Origin of the sequence: Streptomyces sp. NBC_00341 (assembly GCF_041435055.1) — a bacterium.
In the GTDB taxonomy this organism is placed as follows: Bacteria; Actinomycetota; Actinomycetes; order Streptomycetales; family Streptomycetaceae; genus Streptomyces.
This window is the reverse complement of sequence record NZ_CP108002.1, coordinates 1,097,538-1,116,128: the sequence shown is the minus strand read 5'-3', so window position 1 is coordinate 1,116,128 and position 18,591 is coordinate 1,097,538. Positions and strand designations below refer to the sequence as shown.

The window sequence follows — 18,591 nt, the reverse complement described above, 5'->3', positions numbered from 1 at the left end:
TCCCGGCACGCCGCGAGACCACGAGATCCGAGCTACCAAGAAGGTGTCGAGATGTCCCAGCCGCAAGCAGACCCAGTCCTCTCCCTCGGCGTCGGCGTCCCCGCGCACGTCGCCACGTACAACAACACGGCGGAGGACCTTCCCGAGGGTGCGCTGCACACGCTCTTCGCCGCGCAGGCCGCCCGTACTCCGGAGGCCGTCGCTCTCGTCCACGAGGACCGCGGTCTCACCTACCGGGAGCTGGACGGCGCGGCCAACGCACTCGCGCACCGGCTCGTCACCGACGGCCTGCGGCCCGGCGACGCCGTCGCCCTCCTCTTCGACCGCTCCTTCGCCTACGTCATCACGGTCCTCGCCGTGCTCAAGAGCGGCTGCGTGTACGTCCCCCTCGACCCCCGCCAGCCCGCCGAGCGGCTCAGCTGGATCCTCGGAAACACCGGCGCCACCCTCCTGGTGACCGACCGCGCCGCCGGGGAGACGGACTTCGCCGACGGCCTGTCCACCCTGCGGCTCGACGACCGGAGCGCCACGGCCGGCACCGCGCCCACACCGCCCGACGTCACGGTCCACCCCGACCAGCCGCTGTACATCATGTTCACCTCCGGCTCCAGCGGGACCCCCAAGGGCGTCGTCAACACCCACCGCAACGTCGTCGAACTGGCCCTGGACCCCGGCTTCGGCGCCCAGGCCCACGAGCGCGTCCTCGCCTACTCGCCGCTGCCCTTCGACTCCTCCACCTACGAGCTCTGGGTCCCGCTGCTCCGCGGCGGACTGGCCGTCGTCCTGTCCGCCCCGAAGATCGACATCGGTGAACTCGCCGAGGCCATCGCCCGCCACGACGTGACCGCCGCCTACTTCACGACCGCCCTCTTCGACGCCATGGCCGGCGAGGCGATCGACGCCCTCAAGAAGCTGCGCGAGATCTGGACCGGCGGCGACGTCCTGTCCGGGGTTGCCCTCCAACGCGCCCTCGACCACTGCCCGGACACCACGTTCGTCCACGTCTACGGCCCCACAGAGGCCACGGTCTTCTGCAGCTACCAGGCCTTCACCCCCGAGACCCGCACTCTCGACCGGCTGCACCTCGGCATTCCGATGGCCAACACCGCCATGTACGTCCTGGACGCCGGACTGCGCCACACCGCCCCCGGCGAAACCGGGGAACTCTACGTCGCCGGACCGCACCTCGCCCAGGGCTATGGCCGGCTCCCGGCCATGACCGCAGAACGGTTCACCGCCGACCCCTACGGACCCGCCGGCAGCCGCATGTACCGCACCGGCGACCTGGCCGCCTGGAACGAGCACGGCGAGATCGTCTTCCTGGGCCGCGCGGACCAGCAGGTCAAACTCCGCGGCAACCGCATCGAACTCGGCGAGATCGAGACCGTGCTCGTGCGCCACCCCTCCGTCGCCCAGGCCGCGGTCATCGTCCGCGAGGACCGGCCCGGCGACAAACGCCTGGTGGCCTACGCCGTACCGGCGGAAGCCGGGGTCCTGGACGGCGCCGAACTGCTGCGCCACGTGGGCGAACAGCTCGTCGAGTACATGGTCCCCTCGGCCGTCGTGCCGCTGGGAGCCCTGCCGCTGACCCCGAACGGCAAGCTGGACCGGCGCGCACTGCCCGCCCCCCGAGCGAACGCGGCAAGCAACGGCCGGGCCGCCCGCAACCCCGTCGAGGAGGTCCTCTGCGGGCTGTTCGCCCACTCCCTCGGCCTCCCGTCGATCGGCGTCGACGACGACTTCTTCGCCGCCGGCGGTCACTCACTGCTCGCCACCCGGCTGGTGAGCCGGGTGCGCGGCGTCCTCGACATCGAGCTGACGCTGCGGCAGTTCTTCGAGTACCCGACCGTGGCGCTGCTCGCCGAGTACGTCGCGACCGGCGGCGGCGAGCCCGCCCGCCCGGCCCTGACGGAGCAGGCGCGGCCCGAGCCGCTGCCGCTCTCGGCGGCCCAGCAGCGGCTCTGGTTCCTCGACCAGTTGGAGGGCCCGTCGGCCACGTACAACATCCCGCTCGCCGTACGGGTGCGTGGCGAACTCGACGTAACCGCCCTGGAAGCCGCGTTCACCGATGTCGCGGGACGGCACGAGAGCCTGCGTACCGTCTTCGGCCAGGCCGAGGGCCGGACCTACCAGCGGATCCTGCCCGCCGACAGCGTCCGCGTCGAGCTGCCGCTCACCACCGCCACCGAGGAGACCGTCGCCGCGCTGCTCACCGCCGAGTCGGAGCGCGTCTTCGACCTGGCGGGCCATCTGCCTTTCCGGGCACGCCTGTTCAGCCTCGGCACGCAGGAGTACGTACTCCTGGTGGTCATGCACCACATCGTCTCCGACGGCTGGTCCTACCAGCCGCTCATGCGCGACCTGAGCACCGCGTACGCGACCCGCTCCCGCGGCGAGCGCCCGGCCTGGGACCCGCTGCCCGCCCAGTACGCGGACTACGCCCTCTGGCACCGAGGTGTCCTCGGTGACCCGGCGGACGCGGACAGCGTCTCGGCCCGCCAACTCGACCACTGGAAGCAGGCTTTGGCCGACCTTCCGGAGGAGGTCAGCCTGCCCGCCGTCCGGCAGCGGCCGGCCGTCGCCTCCTACCGGGGTGCCACACACACCGTGCACTGCTCCGAGGCCGTGCACACCACGCTCGCGGAGCTGGCGAGCGAATCTGGCGCCTCGGTGTTCATGGTGGCGCAGGCGGCGGTGTCGACCCTGCTGTCGCGTTCCGGCGCCGGGCACGACATCCCGCTCGGCTCACCGATCGCCGGCCGCACGGACCAGGCCCTCGACGATCTCGTCGGGTTCTTCGTGAACACCCTGGTCCTGCGGACCGATACCAGCGGTGACCCGAGTTTCCGGGAGCTGCTGACCCGGGTCCGGGAGACCGACCTCGCCGCCTGGGCCAACCAGGACCTGCCGTTCGACCGGCTGGTGGAGGCCCTCAACCCGGACCGTTCCGCCGCCCGGCACCCGCTGTTCCAGGTAATGCTGACGCTCACGGACGCGGCCACCCCGACACTCGTCGCCGCAGACCTGGACACCGAGTCGGAATTCACCTGGCTGCGGTTCGCCAAGTTCGACCTGATGTTCTCGTTCGCGGAGCACCGGACGGGTGAGGGTCGGCCGGGAGGGTTGGACATCACGATCGAGTATGCGACTGATCTGTATGACGCACGCTCTGTGGAGTTGGCGGGTGAGCGTCTGGTGCGGTTGCTGGAGGGTGCGGCGTCGGCTCCGGATGTGCCGGTGGGTGAGTTGGAGTTGTTGTCCGCGGGTGAGCGTGAGGTGTTGTTGGGGGAGTGGTCGGGTGAGGTGACCGGTTCTCCGGGGGCGGGGCTCGGGGTGTTGTTCGCGGCGCAGGTGGCGCGGACGCCGGATGCGGTGGCGGTGGTGGGTGAGGGGCGTGAGCTTTCCTACCGTGAGCTGGATGGGCTGGCGAATGTTGCGGCGCGTCGGTTGATCGGTGAGGGGGTGCGGCCCGGTGGTCGGGTGGCGTTGTTCCTGGAGCGCTCGGTGAGTGCCGTGGTGATGACGTTGGCAGTGGTGAAGGCGGGTGCGGTGTACGTCCCGCTGGATACCCGATACCCGGCCGAGCGGGTGGAGTTGATTGTCGGGCAGTCGGGTGTGTCGCATGTGGTGACGGACCGGGACGCGGGTGTGTTGGCGGTGCCGGCGGGGGTGCGGGTGCTGAGCCCGATGTCGGATGGCGAGGGGGATTCCTCCGATCCCATGGTTGTGGTGCATGCGGATCAGCCGGTGTATGCGATGTTCACGTCGGGTTCGACGGGGGTGCCGAAGGGTGTCGCGGTCACGCATCGCAATGTCGCGGACCTGGCAGCGCAGACCATGTACGCGAACGGTGCGCACAGTCGGGTGCTGTTCCACTCGGCGATGGCGTTCGACGCGTCCACGTACGAGATGTGGGTGCCGTGGCTGAACGGCGGCACCCTCGTCGTCGCCCCCGCAGGACATCTCGACGCGGCAGCGTACGAGGGGCTGATCTCGGAGCACGGGATCAGCGCGTTGTGGCTGACAGCGGGTCTGTTCCGGGTGATGGCGGAGGAGGTGCCGGAGGCGTTCGCCGGGGTGCGTGAGGTGTGGGCCGGTGGTGATGTGGTCCCGCCGGAGGCCGTGCGCCGCGTGATGGAACACTGCCCGGAACTCACCGTCGTCAACGGCTACGGTCCGACGGAGACGACGACGTTCGCGACGACCCACCGTATTCACCGCCCCCTGGACTACGCGGGAGCCATCCCCATCGGGGAGCCCCTGGACAACCACCGGCTCTACGTCCTGGACGATGCGCTGCGGCTGGTCGCGCCGGGTACCCCTGGTGAGCTGTATATCGCGGGTGCCGGTCTGGCGCAGGGGTATCTGGACCGGCCGTCGTTGACCGCCGACCGGTTCGTGGCCGATCCGTACGGTCCCGCCGGTACGCGGATGTACCGGACCGGTGACCTGGTGCGCTGGAACGCAGAGGGCTCGGTGGAGTACCTCGGCCGCGCCGACCAGCAGGTCAAGCTCCGCGGCTTCCGCATCGAACCGGGTGAGATCGAGACGGCGTTGAGCGTCCAGGAGGGCGTGGGCCAGGCGGCCGTCGTCGTCCGGGAGGACCGGCCGGGCGACAAGCGCCTGGTCGCCTATCTCGTCGCCGCCGGCGCCGCACGGATCGACACAGAGGCCGTGCGCCGCGCGCTCGCCGGCCTCCTCCCGGAGTACATGGTCCCGTCGGCCTTCGTGGTCCTGGACGAGATCCCGCTCACCGTCAACGGCAAGGTCGACCGGCGCGCCCTGCCCGCACCGCAGACCGTCAACGACACCACCGGGCGCGCGCCCCGCGGACCGGGCGAGGAAGTGCTCTGCGGCCTCTTCGCGGAGGTCCTCGGACTGACCTCGGTCACCATCGACGACCACTTCTTCCACCTCGGCGGGCACTCACTCCTCGCCACCCGTCTCATCAGCCGTATCCGGCAGACCTTCGGCGTCCAGATCACCGTCAGGGACCTCTTCCAGGGCCCGACGGTGGCCGCTCTGGCCGAGTACGTCGAAGCGGGCGGCGAGCCGCAGGCCGTCCAGCGCCCCGCCCTGCGGCAGGCCGTGAGGCCCGAGCGGGTACCGCTCTCCTCTGCTCAGCAGCGCCTGTGGTTCCTGCACCACCTGGAGGGCCCGTCCGCGACGTACAATATTCCGCTGTCGCTGCGCCTCAGGGGCGCACTCGACACGCAGGCCCTTCAGCTCTCGCTCACCGACCTCGTGGTCAGGCACGAGTCGCTGCGCACCCTCTTCGGCATGGCGGACGACGCCGCCTACCAGTGGCAGCTCCCGGCGGCCGAGGTCGAGGTGGCACTGCCCGTCGTCGCGGTGACCGAGGAGACGCTGGAGGCGGAACTCAGCGATCACGCCGCCCGTAGCTTCGCTCTCGAATCCGAACTTCCCTTCCGGGCCGTCCTGTTCACGCTCGGGCACGAGGAGCACGTCCTGCTGGTGGTCATGCACCACATCGCTTCCGACGGCTGGTCGACCACCCCGCTGCTGCGGGACCTCACGGCCGCCTACACGGCACGCACCCGGGGCGCCGCCCCCGACTGGGAGCCGCTGCCGGTCCAGTACGCCGACTACACCCTCTGGCAGCGGGAACTCCTCGCGGCGGACGGGGAGCGGCAGGCGGAGTTCTGGCGCGAGACCCTGGACGGGCTGCCCGACGAGGCCACGCTGCCGGCCGACCGCCCCCGCCCGGCGGTGGCCACCTACCGGGGCACCACCCACAGCGTTCACGTTCCGGCGGCGTTGCACGACGCGCTGACCCGGCTGGCCCGGGAGACCGGCAGCACGCTGTTCATGGTGGCCCAGGCCGCTGTCGCGACCGCGCTGTCCCGCTCCGGCGCCGGGGAGGACATCCCGATCGGCGCCCCGATCGCCGGCCGCTCCGAGCAGTCCCTCGACGATCTGGTCGGCTTCTTCGTCAACACCCTGGTCCTGCGTACGGATCTCACGGGCGACCCCGGTTTCCGTGAACTGCTGACCCGGGTGCGGGACGCCGACCTGGCGGCCTGGGCCCACCAGGACCTGCCGTTCGACCGGCTGGTGGAGGCCCTCAACCCCGAGCGCTCCACCGCCCGCCACCCGCTCTTCCAGGTGGTCCTGACCCTTCAGGAGGCCGTCACCCCGACGGTCGAACTGCCGGGCGTCTCGGCCGAGTCGGGCTTCACCTCGCTGGACATCTCCAAGTTCGACCTGACCTTCTCCTTCCACGAGCACCGCACGGCGGACGGCAGCCCGGACGGGATGGACATCAGGGTCGAGTACGCCACCGACCTGTACGACGCCGGCACCGTCGAGGCCGTCACCGACCGACTGGTCCGGCTGCTGGGAGACGCCGTCGAGCGTCCCGAAGTCCCGGTCCGTGAACTCGACTTCATCGGTCCGGACGAGCGGCACCAGCTGCTGGAGGGGTGGAACGGCGCGATCACCGCCTCCCCCGAAGCCGGGCTCGCGGAGCTGTTCGCCGCGCAGACCGCCCGCACCCCGGACGCGATCGCCGTGGTCGACGGTGACCGGGAGCTGACCTACGCGGAGCTGGACGCGGACGCCAACCGCCTCGCCCGCCACCTCGTGGGCCTCGGCGTCCGGCCGGAGAGCGTCGTCGCCGTCCTGATGGAGCGGTCGGCGGACCTGCTCACCGGGCTCCTCGCGGTGGTCAAGGCCGGCGGCGTCTACGCCCCGCTCAACACCGCGGACCCCGACAGCCGCCTGCTGCGGATCCTCGCGGAGACGGGTGCGCCCGTCCTGCTCACGGACAAGGTGCTGGCTGAGCACCCGGTGGTGGCCCTGACCACCGCGGAGACCGTCGTGCTCGACGGGACCTCCGGCTTCGGCCACCTTCCGTCGACGCCGCCGGCCCCGCCCGCCCACCCCGACCAGTGGCTGTACGTGATGTTCACATCCGGTTCGACGGGGGTGCCGAAGGGCGTCGCGGTCACCCACCGCAACGTCGCGGACCTGGCCGCGCAGACCATGTACGCCAACGGCGGCCACACCCGGGTGCTCTTCCACTCGCCGCACACCTTCGACGCCTCGACACACGAGATCTGGGTCCCGTGGCTGAACGGCGGCGCGGTCGTCGTGGCACCCCCCGGCTACCTCGACCCCGGGACCCTGGGCGGACTGCTGACCGAGCGCGGGATCACCTCGCTGTGGCTGACGGCCGGGCTGTTCCGGGTGATGGCGGAGGAGGTGCCGGAGGCGTTCGCCGGGGTGCGTGAGGTGTGGGCCGGTGGTGATGTGGTGCCGCCGGAGGCGGTGCGCCGGGTCATGGACCGCTGCCCGGAGGTGACGGTCGTCAACGGTTACGGCCCGACGGAGACCACCACCTTCGCCACCACCCACCGCATCCACCGCCCCCTGGACTACGCGGGAGCCATTCCGATCGGGGAGCCCCTGGACAACCACCGGGCGTACGTGGTGGACGAGGCACTGGGGCTCGTACCCCCGGGCACCCCCGGCGAGCTGTACATCGCCGGCGCCGGTCTCGCCCGTGGCTACCTCGGCCGGCCGGGCATGACGGCGGAGCGCTTCGTCGCCGACCCGTTCGGCGAGCCCGGTACGCGGATGTACCGGACGGGCGACCTGGTGCGCTGGAACGCCGGTGGTTCGCTCGAATACCTCGGCCGTGCCGACCAGCAGGTCAAGCTGCGCGGCTTCCGCATCGAACTGGGCGAGATCGAGACGGCGTTGACCGCGCACGCGAGTGTGGGCCAGGCGACCGTCGTCGTGAGGGAGGACCGGCCCGGTGACAAACGCCTCGCCGCCTATCTCGTCGCCACCGAAGGCGCCCGCATCGACGTGGCAGAGCTACGGGCACACGTCACGGCCGCCCTGCCCGAATACATGGTCCCGGCCGCCTTCGTGGTCCTCGACGAGATTCCGCTCACGACCAACGGGAAGGTCGACCGGCGCGCCCTGCCAGCGCCCCAGGTCGCCCACGCGGCAAACGGGCGGGCGCCGCGCACACCGCAGGAAGAAGTGCTCTGCGGTCTCTTCGCGGCCGTTCTCGGACTGCCGTCGGTCACCATCGACGACCACTTCTTCCACCGGGGCGGCCACTCGGTGCTCGGCACCCGGCTGATCAGCCGCATCCGGCGGGCATTCGGCGTCCAGCTCGGCGTGAAGGACCTGTTCCGCAACCCGACCGTGCTCGCCCTCTCGGAGTGCGTCACCGAGAGCAGCGGCGAACTGCCCCGGCCGGCCCTGATGCCCGAGGAGCGGCCGGAGCGCGTACCGCTCTCCTCCGCCCAGCAGCGGCTGTGGTTCCTCGACCAGATGGAAGGCCCGTCCGCCACCTACAACATCCCCCTCGCCCTGCGCCTCAAGGGCCCCCTCGACCACCGCTCGCTCCAGCTGGCCCTCACCGACCTCACCACGCGCCACGAAGGCCTGCGCACCGTCTTCCCCACCCACGAGGGCACCCCGCACCAGCACGTACTGCCCCCGGCCGACATGGAGCTGCCCCTGATCAACACCACTGAGGAGGAGCTCACCGCACGGCTGGCCGGCCTCTCGGCGGCCACCTTCGATCTGGCCGTCCAGCCGCCGATCCGCTCGCACCTGGTCTCGCTGGGCGAGCAGGAGCACATCCTGCTGGTGGTCATCCACCACATCGCCTCCGACGGCTGGTCCAACGGCCCGCTCTTCCGCGACCTGGCCACCGCCTACGAGGCCCGCACCGAGGGCATCGCCCCCGCGTGGGAGCCGCTCCCCGTCCAGTACGCCGACTACTCGCTCTGGCAGCAACGACTCCTGGGCAGCGACGAGGAACGTCAACTCGACTACTGGCGGACCGTGTTGGCGGAACTGCCGGAGGAGGCCACTCTTCCGTCCGACCGGCCCAGGCCGGCCACCGCGTCCAACCGGGGCACCACCCACACCGTGCACTGCACGGCCGGGCTGCACGATGCGCTCACCACGCTGGCCCAGGACACCGGCAGCACCCTCTTCATGGTGGCGCAGGCGGCGGTGTCGACCCTGCTGTCGCGTTCCGGCGCCGGGCACGACATCCCGCTCGGCTCACCCGTCGCGGGACGCACCGACCCTGCCCTCGACGACCTCGTCGGGTTCTTCGTGAACACCCTGGTCCTGCGGACCGATACGAGCGGTGACCCGAGTTTCCGGGAGCTGCTGACCCGGGTCCGGGAAACCGACCTCGCCGCGTGGAGCCACCAGGACCTGCCGTTCGACCGGCTCGTCGAAGCCCTCAACCCCGAGCGCACCACCGCCCGTCACCCCCTCTTCCAGGTCATGCTCACCGTCGGTGACATGTCGGCGGAAGCCCCCGAACTCCGAGGCCTGGAGGCGGAGTACGAGTTCTCGAAGGTGGAGATCGCCAAGTTCGACCTCACCTTCGGCTTCGCGGAGCACCGGACGGGTGAGGGTCGGCCGGGTGGGTTGGACATCACGATCGAGTATGCGACTGATCTGTATGACGCACGCTCTGTGGAGTTGGCGGGTGAGCGTCTGGTGCGGTTGCTGGAGGGTGCGGCGTCGGCTCCGGATGTGCCGGTGGGTGAGTTGGAGTTGTTGTCCGCGGGTGAGCGTGAGGTGTTGTTGGGGGAGTGGTCGGGTGAGGTGACCGGTTCTCCGGGGGCGGGGCTCGGGGTGTTGTTCGCGGCGCAGGTGGCGCGGACGCCGGATGCGGTGGCGGTGGTGGGTGAGGGGCGTGAGCTTTCCTACCGTGAGCTGGATGGGCTGGCGAATGTTGCGGCGCGTCGGTTGATCGGTGAGGGGGTGCGGCCCGGTGGTCGGGTGGCGTTGTTCCTGGAGCGCTCGGTGAGTGCCGTGGTGATGACGTTGGCAGTGGTGAAGGCGGGTGCGGTGTACGTCCCGCTGGATACCCGATACCCGTCTGAACGCGTTGAGTTGATTGTCGGGCAGTCGGGTGTGTCGCATGTGGTGACGGACCGGGACGCGGGTGTGTTCGTGGTGCCGGCCGGGGTGCGGGTGCTGAGCCCGATGTCGGACGGGGAGGGGGATTCCTCCGATCCCATGGTTGTGGTGCATGCGGATCAGCCGGTGTATGCGATGTTCACGTCGGGTTCGACGGGGGTGCCGAAGGGTGTCGCGGTCACGCATCGCAATGTCGCGGACCTGGCAGCGCAGACCATGTACGCGAACGGTGCGCACAGTCGGGTGCTGTTCCACTCGGCGATGGCGTTCGACGCGTCCACGTACGAGATGTGGGTGCCGTGGCTGAACGGCGGCACCCTCGTCGTCGCCCCCGCAGGACATCTCGACGCGGCAGCGTACGAGGGGCTGATCTCGGAGCACGGGATCAGCGCGTTGTGGCTGACAGCGGGTCTGTTCCGGGTGATGGCGGAGGAGGTGCCGGAGGCGTTCGCCGGGGTGCGTGAGGTGTGGGCCGGTGGTGATGTGGTCCCGCCGGAGGCCGTGCGCCGCGTGATGGAACACTGCCCGGAACTCACCGTCGTCAACGGCTACGGTCCGACGGAGACGACGACGTTCGCGACGACCCACCGTATTCACCGCCCCCTGGACTACGCGGGAGCCATCCCGATCGGGGAGCCCCTGGACAACCACCGGGTGTATGTCCTGGACGATGCGCTGCGGCTGGTCGCGCCGGGTACTCCGGGTGAGCTGTATATCGCGGGTGCCGGTCTGGCGCAGGGGTATCTGGACCGGCCGTCGTTGACCGCCGACCGTTTCGTGGCCGATCCGTACGGTCCCGCCGGTACGCGGATGTACCGGACCGGTGACCTGGTGCGCTGGAACGCAGAGGGCTCGGTGGAGTACCTCGGCCGCGCCGACCAGCAGGTCAAGCTGCGCGGCTTCCGCATCGAACCGGGCGAGATCGAGACCGTACTCGTCGGCCGGCCGGGCGTGGCCCAGGCCACCGTCGTCGTCCGGGAGGACCGGCCCGGCGACAAGCGCCTCGTCGCCTACCTCACCGCCGTGGACGGCGCACGCATAGAGCCCGGCGACGTACAGCGGCAGGTCTCGGGGCTGCTGCCCGACTACATGGTCCCGTCGGCCTTCGTGGTCCTGGACGAGATCCCGCTCACCGTCAACGGCAAGGTCGACCGGCGCGCCCTGCCCGTACCGCAGACCGTCAACGACACCACCGGGCGCGCACCGCGTACCGCCAAGGAAGAAGTGCTCTGCGGCCTCTTCGCGGAAGTCCTCGGACTGACCTCGGTCACCATCGACGACCACTTCTTCCACCTCGGCGGGCACTCGCTCCTCGCCACCCGGCTCGCCGGCCGGATCCGCACCGTACTCGGGGTCGAGCTCTCCGTGGCGACCCTCTTCGAGAACCCGATCGTGGCCACGCTCGTCGAGAAGCTCGACGGCGCCTCGGCCGCGCGGCCCAGACTTCGGCCGATGCGCCGGATGGGAGCGACCAAGTGATCCCCTTGTCCTTCGCCCAGCAGCGGCTCTGGTTCATCGCCCAGATGGAAGGGCCGTCGACCACCTACAACATCCCGCTCGCCGTGCGGCTGAACGGCGAACTCGACCGCCAGGCACTCCAGTCGGCGCTCCTGGACCTGGTTGGCAGGCACGAGAGCCTGCGGACCCTCTTCCCCGACCAGGACGGCACCCCGTACCAGCGCATCCTGGCCGAGGAAGAGGTGGAGCTCGCGCTCGACGTCGTACCGGCCGACACCACGACGCTGCCGGCCGTCCTCGCGCAGGAGTCCGCGCAGGTCTTCCACCTCGCCGTGGACCTGCCGGTCCGGGCGCGACTGATCGCCCTCGGTGAGCGGGAGCACGTCCTGCTCATCGTGATGCACCACATCGTGTCGGACGGCGGCTCGACCGCCCCCCTGCTCCAGGACCTCGCCACGGCCTACGAGGCACGGGTCCGGGGCGCCGTGCCCGACTGGGAGCCGCTGCCGGTCCAGTACGCCGACTACACCCTCTGGCAGCAGGAACTGCTGGGTGAGAGCGACGACCCCGAGAGCGCGGGATCACGGCAACTGGACTTCTGGCGCACGGCCTTGGCGGATCTGCCAGAGGAGGGAACGCTGCCGGCCGACCGTCCGCGCCCCGCATCGGCCTCTTACGTGGGTGCCACCTGCGACGCCCGGCTGGCCGCCGACGTCCACACCGGTCTGACCCACCTCGCGCGGGAGTCCGGCGCCACACTGTTCATGGCGGTCCAGGCCGCCGTCGCTACCGCCCTGTCGCGCTCCGGCGCCGGCCTCGACATCCCGATCGGCTCCCCGGTGTCCGGGCGCATCGACGAGGCGCTCGACGGGCTGGTCGGCTTCTTCGTCAACACCCTGGTGCTGCGCACGGACGTCACGGGCGACCCGAGCTTCCGCGAACTGCTCTCCAGGGTCCGCAGGACGGACCTGGCCGCCTGGGACAACCAGGACCTGCCGTTCGACCGGCTGGTCGAGGTGCTGAACCCCGAGCGCTCCGCCTCCCGCCACCCGCTGTTCCAGGTGATGCTCACCATGGGGGAGGCCGGTTCCGACGTCATCGGGTTCCCGGGGCTCGACGCCCGTACCGAGTACAGCGCACTGCAGATCGCCAAGTTCGACCTGACGTTCGGCTTCGCCGAGCACCGCACCCGCGACGGCCGGCCGGACGGTCTCGACATCACCATCGAGTACGCCACCGACCTCTACGACGCCCGGACGATCGAGGCGCTCATGGCGCGGCTGAACCGGCTCCTGGAGGCCGTGGTCACCTCGCCCGACACCCCGCTGTCGGTCCTCGACCTGCTGGGCGAGCACGAGCGGCGGCTGCTCCTGGAGGAGCGGAGCGGTGCCGTCACCGGATCGTCCGGGAAGAGCCTGGCGGAGCTGTTCGGCGCCCAGGCCGCCCGTACCCCGGACGCGGTAGCCCTGGTGGCTGAGGACCACGACCTCACCTACGCCGAACTCGACGAAGCCACCAACCGGCTGGCCCACCACCTCATCGACCTCGGGATCCGGCAGCACGACGTGGTCGCCGTCCTGATGGAGCGGTCGACCGACCTGCTCACCGCCCTGCTCGCCGTGGTCAAGGCCGGAGCCGTGTACGCCCCGCTGAACACCAGCGACCCCGACAGCCGGCTCGTCCGGATCCTCGCCGACACCCGGGCGCCGGTCCTGCTCACCGATCAGGCGCTGTCGGACCACCAGGTCGTCCAGGACACCGACGCGCAGGTCGTCGTGCTGGGCGCCGGCACAGAGCTGGGCCACCTTCCCGCCACCGCACCGGCCCGCTCCATCCACCCCGACCAGCCCGTCTACGCGATGTTCACATCCGGCTCGACGGGAGTGCCGAAGGGCGTCGCGGTCACCCACCGCAACGTCGCGGACCTGGCCGCGCAGACCATGTACGCCAACGGAGCCCACCGGCGCGTGCTGTTCCACTCGCCGGCCGCCTTCGACGCCTCGACGTACGAGATCTGGGTCCCGTGGCTGAACGGCCGCACGGTCGTGGTGGCACCGCGCGGCCACCTCGCCCCGGCCGACTACCGGCGGCTGCTGGCCGAGCACCGGATCACCGCGCTCTGGCTGACGGCCGGACTGTTCCGCGTGATGGCGGAGGAGGCACCCGCGGCGTTCGCCGGGGTCAGCGAGGTGTGGGCGGGCGGCGACGTGGTGCCGCCGGAGGCCGTACGCCGCGTCATGGACCACTGCCCGGAGGTGACCGTCGTCAACGGCTACGGTCCGACGGAGACCACCACCTTCGCCACCACCCACCGCATCCACCGCCCCCTGGACCACGCCGGAGCCATCCCGATCGGGGAACCCCTCGACAACCACCGGGCCTACGTCCTGGACGCCGCCCTGCAACTCGCCGCGCCCGGCGCCCCCGGCGAGCTGTACATCGCGGGGACCGGACTGGCGCAGGGCTACCTCAACCGTGCCTCGCTGACGGCGGAGCGCTTCGTCGCGGACCCGTACGGACCTGCCGGTACGCGGATGTACCGGACCGGTGACCTGGTGCGCTGGAACGCCGGGGGTTCGCTCGAATACCTCGGCCGCGCCGACCAGCAGGTGAAGTTGCGCGGCTTCCGCATCGAACTGGGCGAGATCGAGACGGCGTTGACCGCGCACGCGAGTGTGGGCCAGGCGACCGTCGTCGTCCGGGAGGACCGGCCCGGCGACAAACGCCTCGCCGCCTATCTCGTCGCCAGCGAAGGCGCCCGCATCGACACCGAGGCCGTGCACCGCGAGATCTCCGGCGGACTCCCGGAGTACATGGTCCCGGCCGCCTTCGTGGTCCTCGACGAGATCCCGCTCACCGCCAACGGCAAGGTCGACCGGCGCACCCTGCCCGCACCGCTGCTGACCGCCGACGCCGGGGGCCGCCCGCCCAGGACACCCGCGGAAGAAGTCCTGTGCGGTCTCTTCGCGGCCGTTCTCGGACTGCCGTCGGTCACCATCGACGACCACTTCTTCCGGCGCGGCGGGCACTCCCTGCTCGCCACCCGACTCATCAGCCGCATCCGCGCCGTCTGGGACACCGAGATCACCATCCGGGACCTGTTCCAGTACGCCACGGTCGCGCAGCTGGCCGAGCGGATCGCGGCCGAGGGCAGCGGGGAGCAGCGGCCGGCGCTGACACCGCAGGAGCGGCCGGAGCGCGTACCGCTGTCCTCCGCCCAGCAGCGGCTGTGGTTCCTCGACCAGCTGGAAGGCCCGTCCGCCACCTACAACATCCCCCTCGCCCTGCGCCTCAGGGGCTCCCTCGACCACGGGGCGCTCCAGCTGGCCCTCACGGACCTGATCACCCGTCACGAAGGCCTGCGTACCGTCTTCCCCACGCACGAGAACACGCCCTACCAGCACGTGCTGCCCCCGGCCGGCCTCGACCTCCCGCTGATCGGCACCACAGAGGAGGCGCTTGCGGAGCGGCTCGCCGCCGAGGCTGCCCGTACCTTCGACCTGGCGGCCCAAATTCCCTGCCGGGCCCGGCTGCTGAGGATCGGGGCGGAGGATCATGTGCTCCTGCTCGTGATCCACCACATCGCCTCCGACGGCTGGTCCAACGGCCCGCTCTTTCGTGACCTGGCCACCGCCTACGAGGCCCGCACCGAGGGCGCGGCCCCCGCGTGGGAGCCGCTGCCGGTCCAGTACGCCGACTACACCCTCTGGCAGCAGGGGATCCTGGAGCGCGACGAGGACCGTCAGCTCGACCACTGGCGCGAGGTGCTCGCGGACCTGCCGGAGGAGGCCACCCTCCCCGCGGACCACGCCCGTCCCGCGTCCGCCTCCAACCGGGGCCGCACCCACGCCGTGCACTGCCCCGCCGAACTGCACACCGCGCTGATGTCGCTGGCGCAGGACACCGGGACCACGTTCTTCATGGTGGCCCAGGCAGCCGTCGCGACGCTGCTCGCCCGCTCCGGAGCCGGGCAGGACATCCCGCTCGGCTCACCCGTCGCCGGACGCACCGACCAGAAGCTCGACGACGTCGTCGGGTTCTTCGTCAACACCCTTGTCCTGCGCACCGACACGAGCGGCGACCCGACCTTCCGGGAACTGCTGACGCGGGTCCGGGAGACCGACCTCGCCGCCTGGGCCCACCAGGACCTGCCGTTCGACCGGCTCGTCGAAGCCCTCAACCCCGAGCGCACCACCGCCCGGCACCCCCTCTTCCAGATCATGCTCACCGTCGGGGACACCAGCAACGAGGCGCCGCAACTCATTGGACTGGCAAGCGAGTTCGCCACCCCGGCAGCCTCGGTGGCCAAGTTCGACCTCACCTTCGCCTTCGCCGAGAACCGCACCGCAGACGGCCGCCCCGACGGACTCGACATCCTGATCGAGTACACCACCGACCTCTACGAGGCACGCACCATCGAGGCCACCGCGGACCGGCTGGTCCGGCTCCTCACCGGGGCCGTGGCAACCCCCGACCTGGCGCTCGCGGAACTGGAGACCGTCTCGGAGGACGAGCACGGCCGGCTGCGGGAGTGGAGCGGCGCCCGGTCGGCCGCGCCCGCCCTGGCACTCGACGCGCTGTTCGCCCGGCAGGCCGCCCGCACACCGCACTCGGTGGCGCTGGTCCACGAGGAGCAGCAGGTCACCTACCAGGAGCTGGACGTCTGGTCCAACCGGCTGGCCCGCCACCTGACATCACGTGGCGTCACGCAGGGCAGCATCGTCGCCATTCACCTGGAGCGCTCCCCGCAGCTCATCGCCTCGCTGCTCGCCGCCCTGAAGGCCGGGGCCGGATACACGCTGCTCGACCCGCAGTTCCCGGCCGACCGGCTGAACACCGTGCTCGGCCAGACCGGTCCGGCGGCGCTGGTCACCCAGGCCCACCTGACGGCCCTGTCGACCCGGGCCACCGTCGTCGACCTGACCGAGGAGATCCCCGCCATCAGTGGCCTGCCCGGGACACCGGTCGAGACGGGCGGACACCCCGAATCCGTCGCCTGCGTGATGTTCACCTCCGGTTCGACCGGACTCCCCAAGGGGGTGGCCGCCTCGCACCGGGCGCTGGCCGCCACCTTCATCGGCCCCGACTACCTGGACTTCGGACCGGAGCAGACCTACCTGCAGAGCTCCCCGGTCTCCTGGGACGCGTTCGCCCTGGAGGTCTTCGGACCGCTGCTGCACGGCGGGGTCTGCGTCCTGCAACCGGGCCAGCACACCGACCCGCACCAGATCGCGGAACTGGTCGAACGGCACGGAGTCACCACGCTCCAGATGTCGGCGAGCCTGTTCAACCACATGCTCGACGAGCACCCGGTGGTCTTCTCCCGGATCAAGGAGGCGATGACCGCAGGTGAGGCGGCCTCGCCCGCCCACACCGCCAAGGCGCTGGCCGACCACCCCCACCTCCGCCTGGTCAACGGCTACGGGCCCGCCGAGAGCATGGGCTTCACCACCGCCCACACCCTCACCCGGCCCGCGCCCGCCATCCCGATCGGGCGGCCGATCGCCGGCAAGCACGCCTACGTCCTGGACGAGAACCTCCGGCTGCTGCCCCCGGGCGTCCCCGGCGAGCTGTACGTCGCCGGGCACGGCCTCGCCCACGGCTACATCGGGCAGCCCGTACTGAGCGCCGAACGCTTCGTCGCCGACCCGCACGGTGCGCCCGGCTCCCGGATGTACCGGACCGGCGACCTGGCCCGCTGGAGCCAGGACGGCGCGCTGGAGTATTTCGGCCGGGCCGACCAGCAGATCAAGTTGCGGGGCTTCCGCATCGAGCCGGGTGAGATCGAATCGGCGCTGCTGCGGCACCCCTCCCTCGCGCAGGCGGCGGTGCTGATCCGGGAGGACCGGCCCGGTGACAAGCGCCTGGTGGCGTACGTGGTGCCCACGGAGGGCAGCCGTCCCGACGCCTCGGAACTGCGCAGGCACGCGGTCGCCGCACTGCCCGAGTACATGGTGCCGGCGACCATCGTGCCGCTGGACGCACTGCCCCTCACCGTCAACGGCAAGCTCGACCGCCGCGCCCTGCCCGAACCGCCGCAGTCCTCCACCGGTGGCGGCCGGGCACCGCGTACCCCGGCGGAGGAAGTCCTGTGCGGGCTCTTCGCGGCGACCCTCGGGGTGCAGTCGGTCACCATCGACGACCACTTCTTCCAACTGGGCGGCCACTCACTGCTCGCCACCCGGCTGATCGGCCGGATCCGCTCCGTCTGGGAGACCCGGGTCACCATCCGCGACCTGTTCCAGTACCCGACACCCGCGCTGCTCGCCGAACACATCGCCTCCGACACGAGCGGCGACCCGATGGAGACGCTGCTGCCGATCAGGGCCGCGTCCGGCGAGGCCGACGAGGCCCCGCTGTTCTGCGTCCACGCGATCTCCGGGATGAGCTGGTCGTACGCCGGACTGCTCCGGCACATCGGCGGACAGCGGCCGCTGATCGGCCTCCAGGCCAAGGAGCTGACGAACCCGGCGGACCGGCCGGCCGGTATCGAGGAGATGGCCGACGGCTATGTGGCCGAGATCCGCTCGGTCCAGGCCCACGGCCCGTACCACCTGCTCGGCTGGTCGTTCGGCGGGCTCGTGGCGCACGCGATCGCGGCCCGGCTGGAGGAGCAGGGCGAGCGGGTGGCCCTGCTGGCGCTGCTCGACTCCTACCCGCTGCCCGACGGTTTCCGGCCACCCGCCGTCACCGGCCGCGAGGTACTGACCGCGCTGCTCGGGGGCCGGGGCGCCGAACTCGACGTGCGGTGCGCCGACAGCGTCCCGGACGCGGCGGAGCTGGCCGCCGTACTGCGCGCGGAGGACCCGATCCTGGGCGCGCTGGAACCGGCCCAGGCCGCGTCGGTCGTCGCGGTCACGGCCGGGAACCTGGAGATGCGCTACCGGTACGTGCCGCAGCGGCGGTTCGGCGGCGACGCGGTGTTCCTCAACGCCGCCCGCACGCCCGCGGAGACGACCGGCGCGGAGGCCTGGGCACCCCATGTCCTGGGCCGGGTCGAGGAGTACGACATCGACTGCGCACACTGGGACATGACCACCGCGGAGCCGCTGCGCGAGATCGGAAAGGTGCTGGCCGAGGAGTTGCGCGGAGCGCGTCACTGATCTCCGCCGACACCGCACAGGTGCCCGGGACCGCCCACACGGCGGCCCCGGGCACCTGCGCGTGCGCGGCCGGCCGGGGCGGCACCCCAAGTTGCCCGCG

2 protein-coding genes are annotated in these 18,591 nt (G+C 71.3%); both read left to right on the top strand.

All coding sequences use genetic code 11. From position 1 onward, the window contains the following. Positions 1–51: 51 nt before the first annotated feature. Positions 52–11,409, top strand: a complete 11,358-nt coding sequence (locus OG892_RS04880) for an amino acid adenylation domain-containing protein (protein WP_371628561.1) — start codon at positions 52–54, stop codon at positions 11,407–11,409. Then, positions 11,406–18,491 (top strand): amino acid adenylation domain-containing protein, encoded by a 7,086-nt coding sequence (locus tag OG892_RS04875; RefSeq protein ID WP_371628560.1) that lies wholly within the window; start codon positions 11,406–11,408, stop codon positions 18,489–18,491. The genes OG892_RS04880 and OG892_RS04875 overlap by 4 nt, the downstream gene beginning before the upstream one ends. Positions 18,492–18,591 lie beyond the last annotated feature (100 nt).

Coding starts and splice junctions, on each gene's coding strand:
- OG892_RS04880 (WP_371628561.1), top strand. CDS start 52: ATGTCCCAGCCGCAAGCAGACCCAGTCCTCTCCCTCGGCGTCGGCGTC.